Below are 23,945 nucleotides of genomic sequence, written 5' to 3' on the forward strand. Positions count from 1 at the left end.
CTACATGTGCTTGATGATCTCGTCCCCGAACTCGGAGCACTTCACCTCGACGGTGTCGGCGATCCCCTCCTGCTTCATCAGGCGGGCGAAGTCGTAGGTGACGCGGTGCGCCCCGATGGCGCCGTCCATGCCCTGGATGACGCGGTCCGCGGCCTCGTTCCAGCCGAGGTGGCGGAACATCATCTCGCCCGAGAGGATCACCGAGCCCGGGTTCACCTTGTCGAGATCGGCGTACTTGGGGGCGGTGCCGTGCGTCGCCTCGAAGATGGCGTGCCCGGTGACGTAGTTGGCGTTGCCGCCGGGCGCGATGCCGATGCCGCCCACCTGCGCCGCCAGCGCGTCGGAGAGGTAGTCGCCGTTCAGGTTGAGCGTGGCGATGACGTCGAACTCGTCCGGCCGCGTGAGCACCTGCTGCAGCGTGATGTCGGCGATGGCGTCCTTCACGAGGAGCTTGCCGCCCTGGAGCGCCGCCTTCTGCTCGGCGTTGGCCGCCTCCTCGCCCCTGGCCGCCTTGGTCCGCTCCCACTGCTCCCAGGTGTAGACCCGGTCGCCGAACTCCTTCTCCGCGAGCGCGTAGCCCCAGTTCCGGAACGCGCCCTCGGTGAACTTCATGATGTTGCCCTTGTGCACGAAGGTGACGCTCTTGCGCCGGTTGGCGAGGGCGTACTCGAGGGCGGCGCGCACGAGCCGCTCGGTCCCCTCCCGCGACACCGGCTTCACGCCCAGCCCCGACGTCCCGGGAAACCTGATCTTCTTGAACTCCTTCGGGAACTCCTTCTCCAGGAAGGCGAGGAGCTTCTTCGCCTGCTCGCTGCCCGACTCCCACTCGATGCCGGCGTAGATGTCCTCGGTGTTCTCGCGGAAGATGACCATGTTCACCTTCTGCGGCGCCTTCACCGGCGAGGGCACGCCCTTGAACCAGCGCACCGGCCGCAGGCAGACGTACAGGTCGAGCAGCTGCCGCAGCGCCACGTTGAGCGAGCGGATGCCGCCGCCGATGGGCGTGGTGAGCGGGCCCTTGATGCCGATGAGGAACTCCCGGTAGGCCTCGATGGTCTCGTCGGGCAGCCAGTTGTTGAACTTGGTGAAGGCCTTCTCGCCGGCGTAGACCTCCATCCAGGCGATCTTCCGCTTGCCGCCGTACGCCTTCTCCACCGCCGCGTCGAGCACGCGCTGGCTCGCCCGCCAGATGTCGCGCCCGGTGCCGTCGCCCTCGATGAACGGGAGGATGGGGCGATCCGGGACGTTCAGCTTCCCGTTGACCAGCGTGATCTTCGCGCCGTCCTTCGGCACCACCGGCTTCGCGTCGGGCATGCGGCCTCCTCAGCAGCGTGGGGGGTTCTGTGGGGGAGAGTCGGGTCTTCGTACCGCCGCGACCTGCCGCCTGTAAAGACGCACCCCCAAGTGGTCACCCGCACCCGGAGAGAAGCGGCCCATCGCCGATTTCGACTGCGGCGGCGGGGCGTTCCAGCGCGGTCACCAGTGCGCGAGCCCCAGGCCGAGGCGCGCGATCTCCGAAGGGAGCCGGGGGTCGAGCAGCGCCCTCAGCTCCTCCTCCCGCTCGGCACCGAAGGAGGTGCGGGCGACGGCCGGCCGGTAGCCGGGGTGGGCCATGAGCTCGGTGGTGCCCTCCCCCACCCGGGCCAGCGCGGCGAGCAGCCGGTCGGCGGTCCAGCACGGGCGGAGGGCGGCGTCGCCCAGGAAGGCGTCGGCGGTCCGGACGCCCAGGTCCCGCAGCCGGGCGCGGCTCGCGGCGTCGGTGGACCGGACCGGCAGCCCGTTCGCCTTCGCCGCGGCCGCCACCGCCTCGAGCGCGCCGGGCCGGAGGTGGGCGTGCTTGTGCCCGTCGAGGTGGGTGGGCGGCCGGCCGCGCAGCGCCTCGAACCGCGCGAGCTGCCGCGCCACCTCCCGCGCCAGCGCGTCGCCCTCGAGCCCCGGCGCGAGCACGAGGTGGAGCCCGACGCCGAGCGACGCCGGCGCCTCGGCGAGCGCCCGGGCGACGAAGGGCGTGTCCACCATCGCGGTCGCGCTCGTGACCGCGCCGGCGCGCGCCGCCTCCAGGATGCCGCGGTCGATCTCCGGGTCGTACCCGAGGTCGTCGGCGTTGACGACGAGCCGGCGCGTCACGCCGCCTCGGACGCCGGGACGGGCGCGGGAGTCCGCGGCAGGTCCACCGTGAAGGTGGTCCCCTCCCCCGGCTCGCTCTCGAGCCGGATCTGGCCGCCGTGGGCCTCCACGATCTCCCGGCTGATGTAGAGCCCGAGCCCGAGCCCTCCGAAGTTGACCGACGACACCGCCCGCTCGAAGCGGTCGAAGACCCGGCTCTGGTGCTCGGGCGCGATCCCGATGCCGTGATCGATCACGGCGAGGTGCGCCCGGTCCCGATCGGCGCTGACCCGCACCTCGACCGGCTTGCCCTGCCCGAACTTGATGGCGTTCGCGATCAGGTTCGTGAAGACCTGCTCGAGCCGGAGCCGGTCCCAGGTCCCCACCGCCGGCGCCAGCGCGTCGAGCCGCACGGTGCAACCCGCGCTCCGGATCTGCTCGCGCAGGTTGGCGAGCGTCTCGGCCGCGAGCTCCGCCAGGTCCACCTCCTCGAGCTTGAGCTCGAGCCGGCCGAGCCGCATCCGCGACACGTCGAGCAGCTCGTTCACCAGCACCGAGATCCGGCGGCACTGCTTCTCGAGCCCGTCCACCTTCCCGGCGAGGAGGGCAGGCAAGGTCCCCACCGAGCGCGCCGCCGCCCGCTGGAGCATCTGCAGCTGCAGCTGCAGGGCGGTCACCGGGGTGCGCAGCTCGTGCGAGGCGATGGAGAGGAACTCGTCCCGCTCCCGCACCTCCGCCTGCGCCTTCCGGTAGAGCAGCGCCCGGGCCTCGATCTTCTTCCGCTCGGTGACGTCCCGGACGGCGGCGACCGCGTAGACCGCGTCCCCGTCGCGCATGGGGGCGAGCGAGATCTCCGCCGGGAACTCCTGGCCGTCCTTGCGGAGGCCGAAGAGGTCGAGCCCGAGCCCCATGGGCCGGGCGCGCGGCGCAGCGTGGTAGGCCTCGCGGTGGAGGTGGTGGTCCTCCCGGAAGCGGGCCGGGAGGAGCACCTCGACCGGCTGGCCGACCAGCTCGCCCCGCTCGTAGCCGAACAGCCGCTCGGCCACCCCGTTGACCCAGGCGATCCGCCCATCGCGGTGGGCGATCACCATGGCGTCGGGGACGGACTCGAGGAGCGAGAAGTCCACCCCCGGAGTCTAGCTCCCGGTCCGCGCCGGCGCTTCGAAGTCGTAGATCGACTCGAGCTTCACGTTCCGGTAGCGCTCGAGCTTGAAGGCCATCCGGGAGAGGCGCGCCAGGAACGCGGTCGGATCGACCGGCTGCCCCTCCCTGGCCGCGATCTTCTTGAGCCGCTTCACCTCGGCGAGCACGCGCTTGCGGGCGGCCTGCGGGTGGTAGATGAACGCCCCGGAGAAGACCAGCTTGCCCTCGAACGGGAGCAGCCGCGCCTCGATGAGGTCGCCCTTGGCCAGCCCGACCAGCTGCCGCCGCTCCGCGACGTCGTAGTCCCCGGCGCTGAAGACCTCGCGGAGCCGGATCTCGCCCGGCTTGATGCGCCGGACCTCGAAGAGGGCGTGCACGTTCCGCGCGAGGTCGCGGTAGGCCGCGAGCTCCTCGGGGCCCAGCACGGCCCCCTGCGAGGCGAGGAAGCGCTCGATGGTCCGCTCCTCCCCGCCGTCCGGGTGGAAGTCGTAGAGGTAGGCGTCGAGCATGCCGTTCATCCGGCTCTCGAAGCTCTTGTCCTCCTCGTGGGGCTCGCCGTAGCGGCCGAAGTACTCGGCCCGAGAGGCGAGCAGCCACTCCTTGCGCGGCTCGGCGGTGGCCCACCCGAGGAGCTTCTCCTGAAGCTCCTGGAGGCTCATCGCGACTGCTCCATCATGGAGACGAAGCGGCCGAAGAGGGCGCGGGCGTCGTGCGGACCGGGCGAGGACTCGGGGTGGTACTGGACGCTGAACGCCTTGGCGTCGAGCACCTCGATCCCCTCCACCGTGCCGTCGTTCAGGTTCACGTGCGTGACCCGGGCGCGCTTGCCGATGGCCTTGTCGTCCACCGCGAACCCGTGGTTCTGGCAGGTGATGTCCACCTTGCCGGTGGCGAGGTCCTTCACCGGCTGGTTCGCGCCGCGGTGGCCGAACTTGAGCTTGTAGGTCCGGGCGCCGACCGCGAGCGAGAGGATCTGGTGCCCGAGGCAGATGCCGAACACCGGCACCTTGCCGAGGAGCGACGCCACCGCGCCCTGCGCTCCCTTCACCGCCGCCGGATCGCCGGGGCCGTTGGTGAGGAAGACGCCGTCGGGCCGGAGCGCCAGGGTCTCCTCGCCGCTGGTCCCGGCGGGGACCACGGTGATCCGGCAGCCCTGCTCCGCGAGGAGCCGGAGCATGGCGCGCTTCAGCCCCCAGTCGTAGGCCACCACGTGGAAGCGCGGCCGGTCGAGCTGGCCGTGGGCGTCGAACGAGTCGGCGCCGGTCTCGCTCCAGACGTACCGCTCCTTCGTGGAGATCCGGGTGGCGAGGTCCTGCCCCTCCATCCCCGGGAGGGCGCGGGCGCGCTCCACGAGCGCCGCGGCGCTCCCCTCGGAGGAGATGACGCCCATCTGCGCGCCGGCGGTGCGCAGGTGCTTCGTGAGCCGGCGGGTGTCGATCCCGTGGATGCCGACGATGCCGTGCCGCTTCAGGTAGGCGTCGAGCGACTCCCGGGCGCGCCAGCTGGAGGGCTCCTCGGCGTAGTGGCGCACGATGAACCCGGTGGCGTGCGGCTTCGCCGACTCCTCGTCGGCCGGGTTGAGGCCGTAGTTGCCCTGCTCCGGGTAGGTCATGCAGACCATCTGCCCGACGTACGAGGGATCGGTGAGGATCTCCTGGTACCCGGTCATCGAGGTGTTGAACACCACCTCGCCCGCGCCCTCGCCGGTGGCGCCGAAGGCCCGCCCCTCGAACACCGACCCGTCGGCCAGCGCCAGGATGGCGCGCTTCACCGCTCACCCCGGGCGAGCTCGTACACCAGGTTTCCGCCCACCAGCGTGTGGGTGCAGCGACCGATCATCGTCTTTCCCTTCCATGGCGTGTTGCGGCTCTTCGAGTGGAGGCGCTCCGGGTCGCAGCGCCACTCCGCGCCCGGGTCGAGGATGGCCACGTCGGCCGGCGAGCCGGCGGCGAGGCTGCCGCCCGGCAGCCCGAAGATCCGGGCCGGGGCGGCGGTGAGGGCCTCGACGAGGCGGCGCTCGCCCAGGGCCCCCTCGCGCACGAGCGCGAGGCAGACGGAGAACGCGGTCTCGAGGCCGAGGATTCCGTTCAGCGCGACGTCGAACTCCACCGCCTTCTCCACGGCCGAGTGCGGCGCGTGATCGGTGGCGATGCAGTCGATGGTGCCGTCGGCGAGCGCGGCCCGGACCGCGGCCCGGTCGGCGTCGCTGCGGAGCGGCGGCGCCATCTTGAAGTCGGTGTCGTAGCCCGAGGCGGCCACGTCCTCGTCGGTGAGGGCGAGGTGGTGCGGGGCGACCTCGGCGGTCACGGCCAGCCCGCGCGCCTTGGCGTCCCGGACCGCCCGGACGGCGCCGGCGGTGGAGAGGTGGCACACGTGCAGCCGCCCGCCAGTGAGCTCCACCAGGGCGACGTCGCGCGAGACCATGACCTCCTCGGCCTGCGCGGGGTTGCCCTTGAGCCCCAGCCGCGTCGCGGCCGGCCCCTCGTTCATCACGCCCTTGCCCACGAGGGCGAGGTCCTCCTCGTGGACCGCGAGCGGCGCCCCGAAGGTGCGCGCGTACTCGAGCGCCCGCCGCATGAGCCCGGAGGACGACACCGGCCGGCCGTCGTCCGAGAAGGCGACGCAGCCCGCCTGGAAGAGCTCGCCCATCTCGGCCAGCTCCTCGCCCTTCTGCCCCTTGCTGATGCAGCCCACCGGGTAGACGCGGGCGAGGCCGGCCTGGGCGGCGCGGGCGAGCACGAGCTCGGTCACCGCCACGCTGTCGTTGGGCGGGACGGTGTTGGGCATGGCGAGCACGGCGGTGAAGCCGCCCGCCACCGCGGCGCGGGCGCCGGTCTCGACCGTCTCCTTGTACTCCTGCCCGGGCTCGCGCAGGTGGACGTGGGCGTCGATGAAGCCGGGGGTGACCCAGCGGCCGCGGGCGTCGATGACCCGGGCGTCGCGCGGGCGCTCCACCCGCTCGGCCACCTCGGCCACCTGGCCGCCGCGCAGCACCACGGTGCGGACGCCGTCCACGCCGCTCGCCGGGTCGATGACCCGTCCGCCCTCGATGAAGAGCACCTCGCTCGACTCGCTCATGAACGCGCTCCGGCCGCGGAGACCTCGGCCGGGCTTCCCCCGGCGAGGAGATAGAGGATGGCCATGCGGACGGCCACGCCGTTCTGGACCTGGTCGAGGATCACGCTGCGGGGGCCGTCGGCCACCTCGGGCGAGAGCTCCACGCCGCGGTTGATGGGGCCGGGGTGGAGGATGACGCACCCCGGCGTGAGCCACTCCGCGGCCTTGCGGGCGTTGAGCCCCCAGAGCTTCGAGTACTCGCGCGTGCCCGGGATGAGCGGGTCGCCGATGCGCTCGTGCTGGATCCGGAGCATCACCACCGCGTCCGCCCCCTCCACCGCCTCGCGGAGGTCGTGGTGGACGGTGCAGCCGCCGAGCCGCTCGATCCCCTGCGGGATCATGGTGGGCGGTCCGCAGAGCCGCACCTTCGCGCCGAGCTTGGGCATGGCGTGCAGGTCGGAGCGGGCCACCCGGGAGTGGGAGACGTCGCCGACGATGGCGACGGTCTTGCCCTCCAGCGTCCCGAGCTTCTCCCGCAGCGTGAAGCAGTCGAGGAGCCCCTGGCTCGGGTGCTCGTGCGCCCCGTCGCCGGCGCTCACCACGGCGCAGGCCACGTGCTCCGAGACGAGCTGGGGCGCGCCGCCCGCCGCGTGGCGGATGACGAGGACGTCGGGGCGCATCGCCTCGAGGTTCCGCGCGGTGTCCACGAGGGTCTCGCCCTTCGTGACCGAGGAGGCGCTCGCGGTCCAGTTGACGGCGTCGGCCGAGAGCACCTTCGAGGCGATCTCGAAGGAGGAGCGGGTCCGGGTCGAGGCCTCGAAGAACAGGTTCACGACGAGCTTGCCGCGCAGGCTCGGGACCTTCTTCAGCGGCCGGGCCAGCACCTCCTTCATGGAGGTGGCGAGGTCGAGGACCTGCAGGATCTCCTCGCGCGACAGCCCCTCGAGGCCGAGCAGGTGGCGATGGCGTCCGATCACGGCGTCCCCCTGGGCTTGACGACCACCTCGTCGGCGGCGGCGCCGCCCTCCACCAGCCGGACCTCGACGTCGTCGCCCGGCGCGACCGCCACCGTCTCGCCGGCGAAGTCGGCGGCGATGGGCAGCTCCCGCCCGCCGCGGTCCACGAGGACCGCGAGCCAGACGCGGCGGGGCCGCCCGAAGTCCACGATCTCGTCGAGCGCCGCGCGGATGGTGCGCCCGGTGTAGAGGACGTCGTCCACGAGCAGGATGTCCCGCCCCTCCACCTTGAACTGGATGTCGGTGGGGCCGACCACCGGCGCGGCGCCGCCGCGCGAGAGGTCGTCGCGGTAGAGCGCGATGTCGAGGGTGCCGAGCGGCGGCTCCTGGCCGAGCAGCCGGGTCAGCTCCCCCCGCAGCCGCCGCGCGAGGTGCACGCCGCCCCGCCGGATGCCGACGATGGCGAGGTCCGCGCCCCCGTTCCGCGAGCGCTCGGCGATCTCCCGCGCCAGTCGCGAGAGGGCCCGTCCGATGGCTTCCGAGTCCACGGTCTAGCGCTCCTTTCCCCAGTTCGCCCGGGAGGTGTCGAGCTCCATGTCCACGTCGAAGTGCCGGTCGAGGTAGCGCTCGAGGAAGGGCAGCGCCACGTGCCGATCGTAGCCGAAGGCGACGTGGAGCGTGGGGGCCTCCGCCGACCCGGCGCGCTCCCAGACCAGGTCGGCCGGCGCGACGTCCACGGCGGGCCGCTCGGTCCCGTCTTCCTCGCCGGGATCCTTCCCCAGGGCGGCGAGGTCTCGCAGGAGCCCGGACTTGAGCGCCGCGTCGTCCCGGGCCTGGATGGCCCGGTTCCCGTAGTCCTTCACCACCTGCTTCACCTCGAGGTGGGTGTAGTAGACGGGGAAGACCACCCAGACCGCGTAGCCGGCGACGGCCAGCGCCAGCACGAGCACCGCCGTCACCCAGGTGATCTCGCCGCGCTGGCTCGGGAAACCGGGGGGCGCCCGGCGCTTGGACTCCATCGAAGGCAGGGTTGTAGCGCTACTCGATCCGTTTGAAAAGCCGCTCGATGCGGACCCCTTCGTCGCCGGTGGGCCAGAGCCCGCCCCGCCCCCAGCTCCACCAGACGAGCGAGGCCCGGCCCTTCACGTTGTCGAGCGGCACCTCCCAGCCGCCCTCGCTCCGGCTGTCGGCGGAGCGGTCGCGGTTGTCGCCGAGGACGAAGAGGTGGCCGGGCGCCACCTGCCGGAACGGCCCCTCGCGCTCGCCGGGCCGGGCCCGCCGGCACTGGAGGACCTCGTGGCGGACCACCCCTGCGTCCGGCGCCGGCGCCGCCGGCGGGGGGGGCGGCCCGGCGACGGCCGCCGCCGGGCGGGCGAGGGGCGCCCGCGACAGCTCCTCCTCGAAGGCGAGGCAGGTGTCGGACCACCAGCTCCCGGTCTGCTCGCTCTGCTCGTCGTAGGTGAGGTCGCCCTGCGGCGTGCGCGGCTGGGCCACGCCGTTGACGTACAGCACCTGGTCGCGCAGCTCGACCACGTCGCCGGGGAGCCCCACCACCCGTTTGATGTAGTCCTTCCCCTTCTCGCGCGGGTTCGCGAACACGATCACGTCCCCGCGCCGCGGCGGCGCGGAGCGCAGCACGACGCGATCGAGCAGCGGCAAGCGGACGCCGTAGGCGAGCTTCGAGACGAAGATGTGGTCGCCGACGAGGAGCGTCGGCACCATGGAGCCCGAGGGGATCTGGAACGCCTCCACCACGAAGGTGCGCAGCAGGAGCGCCACCGCGACCGCGATCCCGATCGACTCGAGGTACTCGCGCAGGAGCCCCTTGCGCGTGAAGGAGAGGTGCGCCTCCCACAGCTGCGACAGCGCCCGGCTCGCCTCCTCCACCCTCCCCGCGTCGCCGGCCCGGAGCGCCGCCTCGAGGTCGAGGGCGCCGTCTTGCAGGGCCAGCCGCGCCTCGGCCCCGAGCCGCTTGCGGTGCCGCCAGCCCTGCCGCCGCACCTCGCGCAGGAGCCGCTCGGCCTCGCGCCGCGCCCTGCGGGAGGGCGCGCTCTCGGCGGGCGAGGGGGCCGGCACGCCCGGGCTACTCCTCCACCTTCAGCACGGCGAGGAAGGCCGACTGCGGGATCTCCACCGAGCCGACCTGCTTCATGCGCTTCTTCCCCTCCTTCTGCTTCTCGAGGAGCTTGCGCTTGCGGCTGATGTCGCCGCCGTAGCACTTGGCGATGACGTTCTTGCGGAAGGCCTTGATGGTCTCGCGCGCGATGATCTTGGCGCCGATGGCGGCCTGGATTGCCACCTCGTACATCTGCTTCGGGATCTCCTCCCGCAGCTTCTGGCAGAGGTCGCGGCCGCGATGGTAGGCGTTCTCGCGGTGGACGATGACGCTGAGCGCGTCCACCGGCTCGCCGTTGATGAGGATGTCGAGCTTCACGAGGTCGGCCTCCTCGTAGCCCTTGAGCTCGTAGTCGAGGCTGGCGTAGCCGCGCGACACGCTCTTCAGCTTGTCGAAGAAGTCGAAGACCACCTCGGCGAGCGGGATGTCGTAGGTGATCTGCACCCGCTTCGTGCCGATGTACTTCATGTCGCGCTGCAGCCCGCGCCGGTCCTGGCAGAGCTTCAGGATCGCGCCCACGTCGTCGGTGCGGCCGTGGATGTGGCAGGTGAGGTGCGGCTCCTCGAGCTTGGCGATCTTCTGCACCGGCGGCAGCTTGGCGGGGTTGTCGATCTCGATCACCTGGCCCTGCGTGTCGGTGACCCGGTACACGACCGACGGCGCGGTGGTGATGAGCGACAGCCCGTACTCGCGCTCGAGCCGCTCCTGGACGATCTCCATGTGGAGGAGCCCGAGGTAGCCGCAGCGGAAGCCGAACCCGAGCGCCTGGGAGTTCTCCGGCTCGAAGGTGAACGCCGAGTCGTTGAGCGCCAGCTTCTCGAGGGCGTCGCGGAGCTGGTCGTAGTCCTTGGCCTCGATCGGGAAGACGCCCGAGAAGACCATGGGCTTCACGACCTTGAAGCCCGGGAACGGCGCCTCGACCGGCCGGCCGGCCTCGGTGATGGTGTCGCCCACCTTGGCCTCGTGGACGTCCTTCACGTTGGCGACGAGGATGCCCACCTCGCCCGCGGCGAGCGCCTGCACCGGCCGGGAGAAGGGCGCGAACACGCCCAGCTCCTGGACCTCGTACTCCTTCTTCGTGGACCAGAAGAGGATCTTCTGCCGGGGCGCGAGCGTCCCCTCGAACACCCGCACCAGCATCACCACGCCCCGGTAGCTGTCGTACCAGGAGTCGAAGATGATGGCCTTGAGCGGGGCCGCCGGGTCGCCCTTGGGCGGCGGCACCTTCTTCACCACCTGCTCGAGGATCTCGCGGATGCCGATCCCCTCCTTGGCCGAGCAGGGCACGGCCCCGGAGGCGTCGAGCCCGATGACGTCCTCGATCTCGCGGCGGACCCCCTCCACGTCGGCGGACGGCAGGTCGATCTTGTTGATGACCGGCACGATCTCGAGATCGTGGTCGAGGGCCTGGTAGACGTTGGCGAGGGTCTGGGCCTCGACGCCCTGGCTCGCGTCCACCACCAGCACCGCCCCCTCGCAGGCCGAGAGGGAGCGCGAGACCTCGTAGGCGAAGTCCACGTGGCCGGGGGTGTCGATGAGGTTGAGCTGGTAGGTGAGGCCGTCGTCGGCCCGGTAGCTCATCCGGACGGTCTGGGCCTTGATGGTGATCCCGCGCTCTCGCTCCAGGTCCATGTTGTCGAGGAACTGGGCCTTCTCCTCGCGGGCGGTGACCGTCCCGGTCTCCCCCAGGAGGCGGTCGGCGAGCGTCGACTTCCCGTGGTCGATGTGGGCGATGATCGAGAAGTTTCGGATGTGCTTGTTGGCTTCGGACACGGGGGATGGGCTTTTAACACGAGCACTTGCGCGGCGCGGAGTTTTCCACGGCGGGCGGCGGGGCCAGACCGGCACCCGGGGGGTGGGTCATTTCGACGGAAGTCAACGAGGGAATGGACGACCCGAAAAAGCGGCGAAATGACAGCATCTTGTGCCGCCCCCTGATTAGACCCACTACATGTTGTGGTGCTGCCTTGACACTCCGGAGGGCCTTGCTAGAGTGCGCCCCACGTCCGGCCCGCCGTGCGAGCGGCTGGCCGGCGGACGACGCGGAGGCGGAACGGGATGTCAGGGTGGTCGGGTAGGGTCCGGAGATGCCGCGTCGTGGCGGGGGCCAATTTCCTCAATCTTGACGAGTAGGTAACCCCCGGCCCACTTCGAGGGCCGGCCGGGGGATGTGATCCGTCGTCCGCCTGGCGGACGGCACGGTAGGGCGCGGCTGCGCCTGGAGAGTCTGGAGGACGAATGATGGAGCGGGAGAGCATCGCCGGGTCGAAGCGGTCGCGCGGGAGCCGGCGCGCGCACAAGGGGCTCGTGATCGAGCGGTACTTCACGACGGCCGGGGTGGACCCCGCCGACGAGATGGCCTGGGAGACCCGGACCGCCGGCATCAGCGGCGAGGGCGGGAAGATGGTCTTCGAGCAGAAGGACGTGGAGGTGCCGAAGAGCTGGTCGGCGCTCGCGACCAACGTGGTCGCCTCCAAGTACTTCCGCGGCGCCCTCGGCTCCCCCAAGCGGGAGCGGTCGGTCCGGCAGCTGGTCGGACGCGTGGTGAAGTCGATCGGCGCCTGGGGGCGCAAGGACGGCTACTTCGCCTCCGAGGACGACGCGGCCACCTTCGAGTCCGAGCTCTCGCACCTGCTCCTGCGGCAGAAGATGAGCTTCAACTCTCCCGTCTGGTTCAACGTCGGGGTGGAGGAGCACCCCCAGTGCTCCGCCTGCTTCATCAACGCCGTCAACGACTCGATGGACTCGATCCTGAAGCTCGCCCACACCGAGGGCATGCTCTTCAAGTACGGGTCGGGCGCCGGCTCCAACCTCTCCAAGATCCGCTCCAGCAAGGAGATGCTGTCCGGCGGCGGCGAGGCGTCGGGCCCGGTCTCCTTCATGCGCGGCTTCGACGCCTTCGCCGGCGTCATCAAGTCGGGCGGCAAGACCCGCCGCGCCGCCAAGATGGTGATCCTCGACGCCGACCACCCGGACGTCGAGGAGTTCGTCTCCTGCAAGGCCGAGGAGGAGAAGAAGGCCTGGGCGCTCATCGAGGCCGGCTACGACGGCGGCTTCAACGTCCACGGCGGCGCCTACGACTCGGTCTTCTTCCAGAACGCCAACCACTCGGTCCGCGTCACCGACGACTTCATGCGCGCGGTGCTGAACGACGCCGACTGGGCGCTCACCGCCCGCACCGACGGCAAGGTGCTCGGCAAGGTGAAGGCGCGGGCGCTCATGGCCCGCATCACCGAGGCCGCCTGGCTCTGCGGCGATCCGGGCGTGCAGTTCGACACCACCATCAACGCCTGGCACACCTGCCCGTCCACCGACCGGATCAACGCCTCCAATCCGTGCTCGGAGTACATGTTCCTCGACGACAGCGCCTGCAACCTGGCGTCGCTGAACCTCATGCACTTCCGCTCGATCGACGGCGGCTTCGACGCCGACTCCTTCAAGCGCGCGGTGGACCTCACCATCCTGGCCCAGGAGATCCTGGTCTCGAACGCCCGCTACCCCACCGAGGCGATCGGCCGGAACAGCGAGGCGTACCGCCCGCTCGGGCTCGGCTACGCCAACCTCGGCGCCTTCCTCATGGCGAGCGGCCTCCCCTACGACAGCGACGCCGGGCGCGCCTGCGCCGCCGCCATCACCGCGCTCATGACCGGCGAGGCGTACGCGATGAGCGCCCGCATCTCCGGCCACACCGGCCCCTTCGCCGGCTTCGCCGCCAACCGCGAACCCTGCCTGGCCGTGCTCCGCAAGCACGCGGCCGCGGTCGACACCATCGACGCGCGGCTCGCCCCGGCCGACGTGGTGGCCGCCGCGCGCGCCTGCTGGGCCGAGGCGGTGCAGCTCGGCCAGAAGAACGGCGTCCGCAACGCCCAGGTCTCGGTGCTCGCCCCGACCGGCACCATCGGCTTCATGATGGACTGCGACACCACCGGCATCGAGCCCGACATCGCGCTCGTGAAGTACAAGAAGCTGGTGGGCGGCGGCGTCCTCAAGATCGTGAACAACACGGTCCCGCTGGCGCTGCAGAGGCTCGGCTACTCCGGCGAGGAGATCGGCTCCATCCTGCAGTTCATCGACGAGATGGAGACCATCGAGGGCGCCCCGGCCATCCGGCCCGAGCACCTCGCGGTGTTCGACTGCGCCTTCAAGCCGCGCAACGGCAACCGGACCATCCACTACATGGGGCACATCCGGATGATGGGCGCCGTGCAGCCCTTCCTCTCCGGCGCCATCTCGAAGACGGTCAACATGCCGTCCGACGCCACCTCGGCCGACATCGAGCAGGCCTACGTGGAGGCCTGGCGGCTCGGGCTCAAGGCCATCGCCGTCTACCGCGACGGCTGCAAGCGGAGCCAGCCGCTCAACTCCGGCAAGGACAAGGCGCAGAAGGCCGCCGAGGTCGAGCCCGAGGAGGTCCACGGCGTGGCGGAGCGGCCGGAGCGGCTCGCCCGGCGCCGGCTGCCCGACGAGCGGCACGCCATCACCCACAAGTTCTCGATCGGCGGCCACGAGGGCTACATGACCGTCGGCATGTACGAGGACGGCTCGCCCGGCGAGCTCTTCGTGGTCATGGCGAAGGAGGGCTCGGTGGTGTCGGGCCTCATGGACAGCTTCGCCACCTCGGTCTCGATGGCGCTCCAGTACGGCGTGCCGCTGCGCGTGCTCTGCGACAAGTTCAGCCACACGCGCTACGAGCCCTCGGGCTTCACCGGGAACCCGGAGATCCCGATCGCCAAGTCGATCACCGACTACATCTTCCGCTGGCTCTCCCTCAAGTTCCTGCCGAGCGAGGACGGCGCCACCGTCTCCCGGACCAACAACCTGCCGCCCGGGGCGTCCCCGTCGGCCGCGCGGCTCCCGGCCTCCACCCGGACCGTCGAGGCGCAGCCTGCCGAGGGCTCGCAGCGGACGTACACCGGCGACACCGACGCGCCCGCCTGCCCGACCTGCGGGAGCATCACGGTGCGTAACGGCGCCTGCTACAAGTGCGTGAACTGCGGCAGCACGACCGGCTGTTCCTAGGAACGGGGCATGCTGCCCCGCCCCGCCGGCAAAGCCGTCGGGGCCCCACCCCGGCTCGCCGGGGCCCTTACGCCAGCGCGTCCTGCATTCGCAGGTCGCGCTGGCTCTCCCGGCCTGGAGGGGCTGACGCCCCTCCCCACCTGCGGTGGGACCCCTCCCCGGCGGCGCGGAGCCGTCGGGGCCCCACCCCGGCTCGCCGGGCCTGAAGTTCCCTCCCAGACGGGAGCGTCCGCCGCCGCGCGGGCGCTCCCGTCGCCGTTTCGGGGCGCTGGCGGGCTCCGCTACTCGACGCGGATCTTCCCGTTCCCCATCCCCATGGCCGAGCAGTGGAACCGCTCGACGCCCGGCTTCTTCGGGGTGATGACGAGCTCGACCGTCTTGTTGAGCGGGAGCTGAAACCCCTTCACCTGCTCGTCGGGGATGTCGATGGCGGTGATGCAGGTCTTGTCCGTCGTCCGGGTGAAGACGAGCGTGAGCGGCTGACCCTGCTTCGCCGTCACCTCGCGCGGCTCGAAGCCCCGCTCGGTCACCTTGATCTCGCGGCGGACCCCGCCCTGCGGGATGCCGCCGCCCGGCTTGTTGTCGGCCGCGAGAGCCGGCGCCGCGAGGCAGAGGGCGAAGACGAGAGAGAGGGCGCGCATGGAGGCTCCTGTGGGACCGCGAGGGACTTCGGAGAGCCGACGGATGATACCGGGGGCCGATTCACCTTTCACGGAACCGGCGGGCGCGCTCAGCGGAAGTCGCGCGCCTGCGGCGGCACCGCGGGGGCGAGCGCCAGCGGCTCGAGGGCGCGCACCTTCACGTTCACCACCCGGCCGTTCCGCTCCACCCTTCCCCGCGCCAGCACGAACGGCTCGCCCCGGACCACCGCCCGGAAGCGCTCGTAGACGTCGGGCATGACCACCAGGTTCGCGATCCCGGTCTCGTCCTCCAGGCTCACGAAGGTGAGCCCGCTCGCGGTCATCGGGCGCTGGCGCACGATGACGAGCCCGGCCACCTCCACCCAGGCGCCCCCCGGCGCCCGCAGGAGCTCCTGCGCCGAGCGGACCCCGCGCCGCGCCAGGGCCGGCCGGAGGAGGGACACCGGGTGGGCCCGCTCGGAGAGGCCGAGCCGCGCGAAGTCCTGGGCCACCTCCTCGGCCGCGGTGGCCGGCTCGAGCCGGGCCTCGCCCTCCGGCGGCGCCCGCCCGTCGAGGAGCCCTCCCCCCGTCCCGTCCACCCCGAGCGCCTGCCAGAGCGCCTCGCGCCGCCCGCCGCCGAGCCCCCGGAGCGCCCCCGCCTCGGCGAGCCGGGAGAGCCAGGCGCGGGAGAGCCCGGCCCGGCGCGCGAGGTCCCCGACCGAGGCGAACGGGCCGCCGAGCCGGGCCGCCACCACCGCCTCGCCCACCGCGCGCGGCAGCCCGCGCACCCGGGAGAGGCCGAGCCGCAGCGCCGGCGCCTCCCCCTCCGCCGCCGGGGCGCCCTCGGCCGGCCCCTCCAGGCCGCACTCCCAGCCGCTGTGGCGCACGTCCACGCCGCGCACCTCCACGCCGTGCCGACGCGCGTCCTCCACGAGCGTGTGGGGGGCGTAGAAGCCCATCGGCTGGCTGTCGAGCAGCGCGCAGGTGAAGGCGGCCGGGTGGTGGCACTTGAGCCAGGCCGAGGCGTAGACCAGCAGCGCGAACGAGGCGGCGTGGGACTCGGGGAAGCCGTAGCCGGCGAACCCGAGGAGCTGCCGGTAGATCTCCTCTCCCTCCGCCGGCGAGATGCCCCGCTCGGCCATGCCGGAGAGGAGCCGGGCCTTGAGCTGCGCCATGCGCTCGTGGGAGCGCTTGTGGGTCATGGTCCGGCGCAGCTCGTCGGCCTCCCCGGGCGTGAAGCCGGCGGCCACCACCGCGAGGCGCATCGCCTGCTCCTGGAAGAGCGGCACCCCGAGCGTCTTCCCGAGCACCGCCCGGAGCGGCGGGTACGGGTAGCGCACCTCCTCGAGCCCGTCCCGGCGGCGCAGGAAGGGGTGGATCATGCCGCCCTGGATCGGGCCGGGGCGGATGATGGCCACCGAGATGACGAGGTCGTAGAAGCGGGCCGGCTTGAGGCGCGGCAGCATCGACATCTGCGCGCGCGACTCGATCTGGAACACGCCGATGGTGTCGGCGCGCTGGATCATCTCGTAGACCGCCGGCGCCTCGGCCGGGATGCGGGCGAGATCCTCCGGGTGCGGCACCGGCGTGTCGCGGGCCGGCCGCGGCCGGTGGCGGGCGAGGAGCGCGAGGCAGCGCGAGAGCGCCGTGAGCATCCCGAGGCCGAGCAGGTCCACCTTGAGGAGGCCGAGCTCGGCCACGTCGTCCTTGTCCCACTGCACCACCGTGCGCCCCTCCATCGCGGCGGGCTCGATGGGCGCGGTCTCGCAGAGCGGGCGGCGGGTGACGAGGAAGCCGCCCACGTGGATGGAGAGGTGGCGCGGGAAGCGGCAGAGCTCGCCGGCGAGGGCGAGCGCCTGACGCACCGCCGGGGAGCCGCGCGGGTCGAGCCCGGCCTGCGCCAGCAGCTCCGGCGTGACCGCCTCGAGCCCCTCGAAGCTCCCCACCAGCTTCGAGAGCCGGTCCACCTGCGCGAGCGAGAGCCCGAGCGCCTTGCCCACGTCGCGCAGCGCCGAGCGGGCCCGGTAGCTGATGACCTCGCAGACCATGCCGGCCCGGTCGCGCCCGTAGCGCTCGTAGACGTACTGCAGCACCTCCTCGCGCCGCTCGTGCTCGAAGTCCACGTCGATGTCCGGCGGCTCCCCCCGCTCGGCCGAGATGAAGCGCTCGAAGAGGAGCCCCATGCGCACCGGGTCGATCGACGTGATGCCGAGGACGAAGCAGACGGCCGAGTTGGCGGCGCTGCCGCGCCCCTGGCAGAGGATCCCGCGCGACCGCGCGAAGCGGACGATGTCCCAGACGGTGAGGAAGTAGCTCGCGTAGCCCAGCTCGCCGACCAGCTCGAGCTCGCGAGCGAGCTGGCGCCGCACGTCGGCCGGGACGCCGTCCGGGTAGCGCCAGCGCACGCCGTCCTCGACGAGCCGGCGGAGGAGCCCCAGCGCGCGGGCGGCGTCGGCCGCCCGGTCCGGCGGGTCCGGCAGGGGAGCCGGCTCGAGCTCCACCGGGGGCAAGGGGTGCTCCCCCTTCACCTCGTCGAGCCGGAAGCGGCACCGCTCGGCGATCTCCGCCGCCTGCTCGAGCCCCTCCGGGAAGTCGGCCCAGAGCCGCGCCATCTCCTCGGGCCCCTTGAGCGTCCGCTCGGCGTTGGGGAAGAGCCGGCGACCCGCGCGCGAGACCGTCACCCCGAGCCGGACGCAGGTGAGGACGTCCTGGAGCGGCTGGCGCCGCCGCTCGTGCGTGTGCACGTCGTTGACCACCGCCACCGGGATCCCGAGCCGGCGCCCCACGGCGCGGGCGGCCGCGATGCGCACCTCCTCGCCGGCCACGTGGTGGCGGGAGACGGCGAGCGCGAGCCGGCGCCCGAAGGCGTCGCGCAGCCGCTCCGCCCCGGCGGCGTCGGCGCCGGGGTAGAGGGCGAAGAGCCCGCGCGCCGCCTCCGCCACCTCCCGGAGCGAGAGCGTCGGCTCCTCCCGCCGCCGCGGCGACTCGCCCGGCGGGCAGGCGCCGCAGTGGGCCCGGGTGAGGAGGCGGCACAGCCCGGCGTAGCCCTCGCGGTCCACGGCGAGGAGCACCAGCGGCGCGGCCCCCCCGGCCACCGGACCGAGCCCGTCGCAGGCCACCTCGGCCCCGACCAGGAGCGGGAGCCCGCAGGCCTTCGCGGCCGCGTGGGCCCGCACCGCGCCGTAGAGCCCGAAGCGATCGGCGAGCGCCAGCGCCGAGAGCCCCAGCGCGGCCGCGCGCTCCACCAGCTCCTCCGGCTGGCTCGCGCCGCGGAGGAAGGAGAAGCTCGAGCGGCAGCGCAGCTCGGCGTAGCGGACCTTCGCCGTCATCAGTCGAAGAACCCGTGCAGGAAGAGGGCGCCCTCGCCGTCCTCGAAGAGCCAGCAGTCGCCGAGCCCCTCGAGCCGGGCGCGGTAGTAGTCGCGGTGGAAGGGATCGCTCCACCACTCCCCCGAGAGCCGCTCGGGGCCGGTGAGCGACGCCACCGCGTGGACGCGCCCGCCGAGCCGGACCGCGGTGAGCCGGCCGCCCTCCCCCTCCGCCACCACCCGCCGCGGCGGGGACAGCAGCCGCGTGGGGCGTGGCCCGTCCGCCGGCTCCGGCGCCGCGCCGGCGCCGCCGGGAGCCGGGCCGCCGGGCGCGGCGCCGCCCGCCGCGCCACCCCCCGCGCGCGCCGGGCCGGCCGCGAACCGCACCGCCCGCCAGGTCCCCTCCGGGAGCCAGCGCTCCACCGGCTCCGCCGCGAAGAGCGCGCCGTCGCCGAAGCGGGCGGCGAGGCGCGACAGCACCGTCTCGAGCGCCGCCTGGACCTCCGGGCGATCGTCGAGCGCGAGCTGCTCGGCCCCGACCTCGACCGCCTCCACCGCGGCGAGCGCGAGCGACGCGACGGGGGCCGGCAGGGTCAAGGCGGCGAGCCGCTCGCGCAGCACCAGGAGCCAGCCCGCCGCGTCGGCGCCGGGCCGGGCCAACGGGATGGCGAGCCGCTCCTCGCCGCGCGGATCGAGCCGGAGCACGAGCTCGAGCCGGCTCGCCCCGAGCCCCTGCCCGGCGAGGCGCGCCGCCACCCGCTCGGCGAGCGGCCGCAGCACGAAGAGGAGCGGCTCGGCGGCCTCCACCGGCGCCTCGAGCTCCGCCCGCTCCGACGGCAGGCCGCGGGGGACATGGGGCGTGAGCGGCGAGGGGTCCTCTCCCCGGGCCAGCCGGGCCGCCGCCGGGCCGCAGGGGCCGAACCGGTGCGCCAGCGATCCCTCCGGGAGCCGGGCCAGCCCGCCCACGTCGCGCAGGCCGAGCGCGGCGAGCCGCCCCTCCACCTCCGCCGGCAGCTCGAGCGCAGCGAGCGGCAGCGCCGCCAGGGCGGCCGCCTCCTGCCCGCGCGGCACGACGACGAGCTCCTCCCGGCCGGAGCGCGCCAGCGCCCGGGCCACCCCGCGCCCGCTCGCGACCGCGGCCCGGCAGCGGAAGCCGAGGCCGGCGGCGAGCGCGCGCGCCCGCGCCGCGAGCACCCCCTCCGCCTCGAGCAGGGCGGCACCGCGCGGCGCGTGCAGGTGCGCGCCGCTGGCGTCGAGGAGGAGCGCCTCGGGGAAGGCGGGCTCCACCGCCGGCGCGAGCCCGAGCATCGCCTCGGCGAGCCCCACGAGCGCGGCGCGATCGGCCGCCTCGTCGTGCGCGACGAGGAGGAGGCCGGCGCAGGCCGCCTCCGCCTGCACCGCCGAGCTCCCGGGGAGGACCCCGGCCGCCCGCGCCCGCCCGTTCGCGAGCGCGACCTTTCCGTCGCGCACCAGCGCCGCTGGCCCGCCTGCGCCGCCACGCGCCGCGAGCGCGCGCTGGAGCGGGAGCGCCGGGAAGTGGAGGGCCAGCACCCGCGGGGCGCGGGGCGCCATGGCGAGCTCAAGCTGCATGCCCGCCTCCCCGACCCGCGCCGGCGCGCCCGGCTCCGCCCGCCCCGCGGGGCGGGAGCCCTCCCGCGATCCCGCCAGCCCCCACCCGCGCTCGCCCTCCCGCGAGCTCGAGCCGGACCGTCGCAGGCACCCGCACCGGCGCCTCCGGTGGCCCGAGCCAGAGCCCCACCGCGCCGCCCTTCTCGGCGGCGGCCCGCAGCCGCCGCAGCATCGCCTCGGGGCTGGCGCCCCGGCGCGGCGCCGACGGCTCCGGCGAGAGGTCCATGACGACGACGGCGAACGCGCCGCTCGCCAGGAGCGCCTCGGCCGCCCAGAGCGGGGCGACGGGATCGCCCGGGGCGGGGCGGACGATGAGCAGGCGAGAGAGGTCCACGCCGAGGGCGCGCGCGGCGGGCGGGTAGAGCTCGCCTCGACCGTCGATCCAGGCACTCGCCTGCCCCGCCGTGGCTATCGTGGAGAGGGCGAGGGCCGTCTTGCCGCTCGCCGGCCCGCCCGCGAGCTCGGACAGCGCGCCGCACGGGAAACCCCCGCCGAGGAGCTCGTCGATCTCCGGACGACCGCTCCCGAGCGCGCCCACCCGCCGGGCCGGGCGGTCCTCCAGCTGGCGGATTTGCGCGCGCAGTCCCTCGAGAACGGCTTGCTGACGGGTGGCGGCGAGGGACATGCGGCGACTCTTTCTCCCTGAACATTACTGATCATCGGTTCAGGTATCAAGCCGGTCTGACACGCGCCGCTCGACGGCCGCCCGGCGCCTCCACGGCCGGCCTGGCGATCGCCAACCCACGGTGTTCCCTCGCGATCTGCATAACTACCCTAACCCTCGCAGCGCGCCCGGGGCGAGCGGCCCGGGGCGTGCGCGCCGCGCAGAAGCGCGACTTCCGAGACCCCGAGAACGGGAGGACACCATGAAGCAGATGCGATGGTTGGGCGGCGCGGTGCTGGCCGGAGCGGTCGTACTCCTGACGGCGCACGCGGCCCAGGCAGGCGGCGGTGGCGGCGGCAGCGCCGGGACCGGCTACACCGGCACGAGCACCGACTCGAGCCGCAGTGATTCTAGCACGAGCCAGAGCAGCACGGGCGCCATGGGGACCGGCTCGAGCGCGAGCAGCCCGACCACTGGCGACACGAGCGCCAGCACGAGCCCGAGCGACGCGACCCAGCTCCAGGGCAAGGTGCAGAGCTTCGATCGCACCAACAACACGCTCACCCTCTCCGGCAGTGACAAGGCGCTCAAGATCGACTCGAGCACCCGCGTCCTGCGCGACGGATCCCGGGCCTCGCTCGACGACATCAAGGAGGGCGATCAGGTGCGCGCCAGCTTCTCCGGCTCCGGCGACATGCTCCACGTCCAGCGGCTCGACGTCATGAGCGGCCCGGCCTCGAGCGGCACGGGCGCCAGCGGCACCACGGGCGGCGCGACCGGCGGCAGCATGGACCGCGACACCACCGGCAGCGGCACGGGCACGATGTCCGGGACCGGCTCGAAGGACGACATGAGCGGGTCGTCGAAGAGCAAGACCGAGGACCAATCCAGCAGCACGACCACCAAGCAGAAGAGCACCACCGAGCAGAAGACCCAGTAGCGCGAGGCGAGGGGGGGGTGGGGACCCTCGGGTCCCTGCCCTGCCTACCGCGTCTGCGGGCTCGGCAGGGTCCCTACCCTGCCTGTGGCAGGGTCCCTACCCTGCCTGTGGCAGGGTCCCTACCCTGCCTGTGGCAGGGTCCCTACCCTGCCTGTGGCTTCTTCTCCGAGGCGAGCTCGGCGCGGACGGCGTCCATGTCGAGCGCCTTCACCTGGCGGAGGAGATCCTCCAGCGCGGCCTCCGGCAGCGCGCCGGCCTGCGAGAAGAGGAGCACGTTGTCGCGCAGGATCATGAGGGTCGGGATCGAGCGGATGTCGAACGCCGCGGCGAGCTCCTGCTCGGCCTCGGTGTCGATCTTCCCGAAGGTGACGTCGGGGTGGGCTCCCGCGACCTTCTCGTAGACCGGCGCGAAGGCGCGGCAGGGGCCGCACCAGGAGGCCCACCAGTCGAGGAGGACGATCCCCTCCTTCTCGACCAGTTCCTTGAAGCTCTTCGCGGTGACGTCGACCGTGGCCTTCATCTCGGGGTTCCTTTCGGCTCTCGCTCGCGGCGCAGGTGGGATGCGGCGCCGGGGCAAAAGGGTTCGAGCCGCTCGTTCCGGGAAGTTAGGGGCTCCGCGCGGGCCCGGCTTGACCGGGGGGCGTCCTCCCACCTACCTTCGGCCCGCATGCGAGGCCGCCAGCGCACCATCGCCAGCCTGCTGGCCGAGACCCTCGCGCGGAAGGGCCCCCGCGGCCCCGCGTCGGCGGCGGCGTTCGCGGAGGCGGTCGGATGGCCCCTCTCCCGCGAGGCGCGGCTCCGCGCCCACACCCGCGACGGCCGCATCATCGTCGAGGCGCGCAGCGGCGCCTGGGCCGACCAGCTCGAGGCGCTCGCGGGCGCCATCTGCGACAAGATGAACGCCCGCCTGGGCGAGGGTGCGGTCACGGCGGTCGAGGTTCGCCGGCCGCCCTCGGGCCGGCCGTGAGCCTCCCGGTCGCGCTCGCGCTCCTCCTGTCGGCGAGCGCCCCCGCCCGCGGCGACGACGCCGCGGCGGCCCGGCTGGAGGCGCGCGTCCTCGACCTCTCGCTCGCCCCGCGCGCAGGGCCGGCGCCCCGGCCCGACGCCGCCCTGTCGCGCGCCGCCCGAGCGCTCGCGCGCGACGCCGCCCGCGACGGCGCCGCGGCGCTCTCGGCGCGCCACCTGCGGGCCGCCCTGGCCCGCGCCGGCGCCTTCGATCCCGCCCCCGTGGCGCACTACGAGCGCGCCGCGCCCGACGAGGCGGCCGCGCGAGCGGGCCTCGCGCTCCGGCAGCTCGCCGCGACCGACGTGGGCGCGGGCGCGTATCTGGAGGGCGGCGCCGCTCACCTGGTGGTGCTCGCCTCCGTGCGCCGCGCGTCGCTCGCCCCGTTCCCGGGCAGCGTGGCGCCCGGGGCGGTGGTCCGGCTACGCGGGACGCTGCTCGGGGAGCTCACCGCGCCCCGCCTGCACGTCACCGCGCCCTCGGGCGCGGTGCGCGAGGCGTCGCTCGGGCCGGGGCCGGCGTTCGACGCCCAGGTCGCGTTCGAGGGCCCGGGGCGCTACGTGCTCGAGGTGACGGGGAGCGGCCCGGGGGGGCCGGCCGTGGCGGCGCTGCTCCCGGTGGCCTGCGGCGCCGCGTCGCTGGAGGAGGCGCCGCCCCCGCCCCGCCCGCGCGAGCCGGCGACGGCTCGCGGCGCGGAAGCGGCGGTCGCGCAGGCCATCGACGCCCTCCGGGCGCGGCACGGCCTCGTGCCCCTCGGTCGCAGCCCGGCGCTCGACGAGGTGGCGCGCCGCCACAGCGAGGCGATGGCGCGCGCGGGCGAGGTGGCCCACGTGCTCCCGGGCGGACGCGACCTGCCGGCGCGGCTCGAGGGCGTCCCTTATCGGCGGGCGCTCGAGAACGTGGCGCGCGGCCCGAGCGCGCTCGCGGCGCACGACGCGGCCGAGGAGAGCCCCGCGCACCGCGCGAACCTGCTCGACCGGAGCGTCCGGGAAGTGGGCGTGGGCATCGCCCGCCGGCGGCTGCCCGCGGGCGAGGTGGAGGTGTTCCTCACCGAGATCCTGGCGGACCCCGGCGACTGATCACCCGAGGCGGCGCTGGGTGGCGTAGTCCTCGAGGCCGACCTCGAGATCGGGCTCGACGGCGAAGAGCTGGCACTGGGTGCAGGTCCAGCTGTTCCAGCCCTTCTTGACCGCCTCGTCGAGGCAGCCGTCGTAGTTGTTGCAGAACAGGTTCCGGTGCCCCTCGACTCCGCGGTCGGGGTTGATGGGCGCGGTCAGCTCGGTCGGGCTCGGCTTGGCCACCACGTCTATCTCCTTGAGCGGTTGCTCCGGCGGCCCTCTCGGCCGGCGCTTGGAGTCGCTGGTCCTCCCGCCTTCCCCCCTCGGAGAGCGCAGCGACGAGCAACGTTTGGAACTTTGCCGGGCGCGGGCGTGCTACAGAAGTTC

21 protein-coding genes are annotated in these 23,945 nt (G+C 73.6%); 4 read left to right on the top strand and 17 right to left on the bottom strand.

All coding sequences use genetic code 11. The features are described from left to right. The 11 genes from icd to lepA form a co-directional block, all read right to left on the bottom strand. A complete protein-coding gene (icd, locus tag AMPC_RS04315; protein ID WP_248344617.1) occupies positions 1-1,314 on the bottom strand; it encodes an NADP-dependent isocitrate dehydrogenase in 1,314 nt (437 codons plus the stop codon). A gap of 162 nt (positions 1,315-1,476) precedes the next feature. Then, complete coding sequence (locus tag AMPC_RS04320; protein ID WP_248344620.1) at positions 1,477-2,127, bottom strand: carbohydrate deacetylase; 651 nt, start codon at positions 2,125-2,127, stop codon at positions 1,477-1,479. Beyond that, positions 2,124-3,233 (bottom strand): PAS domain-containing sensor histidine kinase, encoded by a 1,110-nt coding sequence (locus tag AMPC_RS04325; protein ID WP_248344622.1) that lies wholly within the window; start codon positions 3,231-3,233, stop codon positions 2,124-2,126. Before AMPC_RS04325 ends, AMPC_RS04320 begins: the two co-directional genes overlap by 4 nt. 9 nt (positions 3,234-3,242) lie before the next feature. Further along, the gene (locus AMPC_RS04330) at positions 3,243-3,908 is read right to left on the bottom strand and encodes a hypothetical protein (protein WP_248344625.1); all 666 of its coding nucleotides are present in this window, start codon (positions 3,906-3,908) and stop codon (positions 3,243-3,245) included. Next, positions 3,905-5,020: a glutamine-hydrolyzing carbamoyl-phosphate synthase small subunit gene (carA, locus tag AMPC_RS04335; protein ID WP_248344627.1), complete on the bottom strand. Its 1,116-nt coding sequence runs from the start codon at positions 5,018-5,020 to the stop codon at positions 3,905-3,907. The genes AMPC_RS04330 and carA overlap by 4 nt, the downstream gene beginning before the upstream one ends. Further along, positions 5,017-6,327: a dihydroorotase gene (locus AMPC_RS04340; protein ID WP_248344629.1), complete on the bottom strand. Its 1,311-nt coding sequence runs from the start codon at positions 6,325-6,327 to the stop codon at positions 5,017-5,019. Before AMPC_RS04340 ends, carA begins: the two co-directional genes overlap by 4 nt. Continuing rightward, a complete protein-coding gene (locus AMPC_RS04345) occupies positions 6,324-7,283 on the bottom strand; it encodes an aspartate carbamoyltransferase catalytic subunit (protein ID WP_248344631.1) in 960 nt (319 codons plus the stop codon). Before AMPC_RS04345 ends, AMPC_RS04340 begins: the two co-directional genes overlap by 4 nt. Then, positions 7,280-7,810, bottom strand: a complete 531-nt coding sequence (gene pyrR / locus AMPC_RS04350) for a bifunctional pyr operon transcriptional regulator/uracil phosphoribosyltransferase PyrR (RefSeq protein ID WP_248344633.1) — start codon at positions 7,808-7,810, stop codon at positions 7,280-7,282. Before pyrR ends, AMPC_RS04345 begins: the two co-directional genes overlap by 4 nt. Positions 7,811-7,813: 3 nt before the next feature. Further along, on the bottom strand, positions 7,814-8,281 hold the full coding sequence (locus AMPC_RS04355) for a hypothetical protein (RefSeq protein ID WP_248344635.1): 468 nt from the start codon (positions 8,279-8,281) through the stop codon (positions 7,814-7,816). Positions 8,282-8,300: 19 nt separating this feature from the next. Then, positions 8,301-9,338 carry a signal peptidase I gene (lepB, locus tag AMPC_RS04360; protein ID WP_248344637.1) on the bottom strand — a complete coding sequence of 346 codons (1,038 nt, stop codon included), beginning with the start codon at positions 9,336-9,338 and terminating at the stop codon, positions 8,301-8,303. Positions 9,339-9,345: 7 nt separating this feature from the next. Further along, positions 9,346-11,151: a translation elongation factor 4 gene (gene lepA / locus AMPC_RS04365; protein ID WP_248344639.1), complete on the bottom strand. Its 1,806-nt coding sequence runs from the start codon at positions 11,149-11,151 to the stop codon at positions 9,346-9,348. Between the two features lie 465 nt (positions 11,152-11,616). Between lepA and AMPC_RS04370 the strand changes: the two genes are divergently transcribed. Then, positions 11,617-14,397, top strand: a complete 2,781-nt coding sequence (locus tag AMPC_RS04370; RefSeq protein WP_248344641.1) for a vitamin B12-dependent ribonucleotide reductase — start codon at positions 11,617-11,619, stop codon at positions 14,395-14,397. A 281-nt stretch (positions 14,398-14,678) separates the two neighbouring features. Here the strand turns inward: AMPC_RS04370 and AMPC_RS04375 are convergent, their stop codons facing one another. From AMPC_RS04375 to AMPC_RS04390, 4 genes are all read right to left on the bottom strand, one after another. Continuing rightward, positions 14,679-15,038: a cupredoxin domain-containing protein gene (locus AMPC_RS04375; RefSeq protein ID WP_248344644.1), complete on the bottom strand. Its 360-nt coding sequence runs from the start codon at positions 15,036-15,038 to the stop codon at positions 14,679-14,681. A gap of 89 nt (positions 15,039-15,127) precedes the next feature. Beyond that, positions 15,128-18,346, bottom strand: a complete 3,219-nt coding sequence (locus AMPC_RS04380; RefSeq protein WP_248344647.1) for an error-prone DNA polymerase — start codon at positions 18,344-18,346, stop codon at positions 15,128-15,130. Next, entirely contained in the window at positions 18,346-19,914 is a 1,569-nt protein-coding gene (locus AMPC_RS04385) for a Y-family DNA polymerase (RefSeq protein WP_248344649.1), read from the bottom strand. Before AMPC_RS04385 ends, AMPC_RS04380 begins: the two co-directional genes overlap by 1 nt. Then, entirely contained in the window at positions 19,904-20,578 is a 675-nt protein-coding gene (locus tag AMPC_RS04390; protein WP_248344652.1) for an ImuA family protein, read from the bottom strand. Before AMPC_RS04390 ends, AMPC_RS04385 begins: the two co-directional genes overlap by 11 nt. A 241-nt stretch (positions 20,579-20,819) precedes the next feature. Between AMPC_RS04390 and AMPC_RS04395 the strand changes: the two genes are divergently transcribed. After that, entirely contained in the window at positions 20,820-21,497 is a 678-nt protein-coding gene (locus tag AMPC_RS04395; RefSeq protein ID WP_248344655.1) for a hypothetical protein, read from the top strand. A 142-nt stretch (positions 21,498-21,639) separates the two neighbouring features. Here AMPC_RS04395 and trxA read toward each other — a convergent pair whose 3' ends face one another. Next, positions 21,640-22,017 carry a thioredoxin gene (trxA, locus tag AMPC_RS04400; protein WP_248344658.1) on the bottom strand — a complete coding sequence of 126 codons (378 nt, stop codon included), beginning with the start codon at positions 22,015-22,017 and terminating at the stop codon, positions 21,640-21,642. 147 nt (positions 22,018-22,164) lie between these two features. On the opposite strand from trxA, the gene AMPC_RS04405 reads away from it, so the two are divergent. Beyond that, complete coding sequence (locus tag AMPC_RS04405) at positions 22,165-22,464, top strand: DciA family protein (RefSeq protein WP_248344661.1); 300 nt, start codon at positions 22,165-22,167, stop codon at positions 22,462-22,464. Then, on the top strand, positions 22,461-23,579 hold the full coding sequence (locus AMPC_RS04410) for a CAP domain-containing protein (protein WP_248344663.1): 1,119 nt from the start codon (positions 22,461-22,463) through the stop codon (positions 23,577-23,579). Before AMPC_RS04405 ends, AMPC_RS04410 begins: the two co-directional genes overlap by 4 nt. Here AMPC_RS04410 and AMPC_RS04415 read toward each other — a convergent pair whose 3' ends face one another. Then, positions 23,580-23,801, bottom strand: coding sequence for a hypothetical protein (locus tag AMPC_RS04415; RefSeq protein WP_404800628.1), 222 nt, complete (start codon positions 23,799-23,801; stop codon positions 23,580-23,582). Between the last annotated feature and the right edge of the window lie 144 nt (positions 23,802-23,945).

Source organism: Anaeromyxobacter paludicola (assembly GCF_023169965.1).
GTDB classification, from domain to species: Bacteria; Myxococcota; Myxococcia; order Myxococcales; family Anaeromyxobacteraceae; genus Anaeromyxobacter_B; species Anaeromyxobacter_B paludicola.

Bases quoted from the DNA above. Each gene is read 5' to 3' on its own strand.
- icd (WP_248344617.1), bottom strand. From the start codon at position 1,314: ATGCCCGACGCGAAGCCGGTGGTGCCGAAGGACGGCGCGAAGATCACG.
- AMPC_RS04330 (WP_248344625.1), bottom strand. From the start codon at position 3,908: ATGAGCCTCCAGGAGCTTCAGGAGAAGCTCCTCGGGTGGGCCACCGCC.
- AMPC_RS04340 (WP_248344629.1), bottom strand. From the start codon at position 6,327: ATGAGCGAGTCGAGCGAGGTGCTCTTCATCGAGGGCGGACGGGTCATC.
- AMPC_RS04355 (WP_248344635.1), bottom strand. From the start codon at position 8,281: ATGGAGTCCAAGCGCCGGGCGCCCCCCGGTTTCCCGAGCCAGCGCGGC.
- AMPC_RS04370 (WP_248344641.1), top strand. From the start codon at position 11,617: ATGATGGAGCGGGAGAGCATCGCCGGGTCGAAGCGGTCGCGCGGGAGC.
- AMPC_RS04375 (WP_248344644.1), bottom strand. From the start codon at position 15,038: ATGCGCGCCCTCTCTCTCGTCTTCGCCCTCTGCCTCGCGGCGCCGGCT.
- AMPC_RS04380 (WP_248344647.1), bottom strand. From the start codon at position 18,346: ATGACGGCGAAGGTCCGCTACGCCGAGCTGCGCTGCCGCTCGAGCTTC.
- AMPC_RS04385 (WP_248344649.1), bottom strand. From the start codon at position 19,914: ATGCAGCTTGAGCTCGCCATGGCGCCCCGCGCCCCGCGGGTGCTGGCC.
- AMPC_RS04390 (WP_248344652.1), bottom strand. From the start codon at position 20,578: ATGTCCCTCGCCGCCACCCGTCAGCAAGCCGTTCTCGAGGGACTGCGC.
- AMPC_RS04395 (WP_248344655.1), top strand. From the start codon at position 20,820: ATGAAGCAGATGCGATGGTTGGGCGGCGCGGTGCTGGCCGGAGCGGTC.
- trxA (WP_248344658.1), bottom strand. From the start codon at position 22,017: ATGAAGGCCACGGTCGACGTCACCGCGAAGAGCTTCAAGGAACTGGTC.
- AMPC_RS04405 (WP_248344661.1), top strand. From the start codon at position 22,165: ATGCGAGGCCGCCAGCGCACCATCGCCAGCCTGCTGGCCGAGACCCTC.